At 65.3% G+C, this 513-nt stretch carries 1 protein-coding gene; it reads right to left on the bottom strand.

The window, feature by feature from the left end; genetic code table 11:
* Positions 1 to 344 (bottom strand): hypothetical protein (locus ETD83_RS42165; RefSeq protein ID WP_138650812.1); only part of this gene is annotated, 344 nt, incomplete at its 3' end.
* Positions 345 to 513: the final 169 nt, after the last annotated feature.

Here is a 513-nt window from a genome sequence, read left to right as displayed (position 1 = left end):
GTGGCCAGGCGTTGGGTGAGGGGGGGCAGGCGGTGGCGTTGGCGGGCCAGGGTGATGCGCTCTTTGGCGCGGGTTTCGCGCATGCCCAGCCGTGAGCGCAGCCAGGCTTGGGTGGAGGGCAGGCCCCAGCGGCGCAGTTCACCGGAGGTGTCCACCCGGCCGATCAGAGCGGCCAGCGCACTCTCCTGCTGATCGGATGCGGCCGCGAGGGTTTCGGCGATGTCCATGCACGCGGCCGGGGATTCGGGGGCGCTGCGTCCGGCGAGTTCGTGGGTGATCGCGGCGATGGCGTTCACCAATTCCCTGGTGGACGCCGTTGCGAGATCAACCTCAACCGAACCCATGTTCGAATGATATCAAGCGCGCGGCCTTGCTTGTCTTCGCATAGGGGTGGTGTGGGGTTGGATTTTTGTCACCGGTTGGATAGTCGGAGTCAACCCGAAACAGAGCCCCCTTTCAGAGGCACCCTTCGTGTCCGTTCTCGGAGTTTAGGGGATTGGACGTGTGGGGTGG

The sequence above is a fragment of the Actinomadura soli genome, assembly GCF_005889715.1.
In the GTDB taxonomy this organism is placed as follows: Bacteria; Actinomycetota; Actinomycetes; order Streptosporangiales; family Streptosporangiaceae; genus Spirillospora; species Spirillospora soli.
Note: the sequence above shows the minus strand (reverse complement) of the source record. Positions and strands in the feature narration are given on the sequence as shown.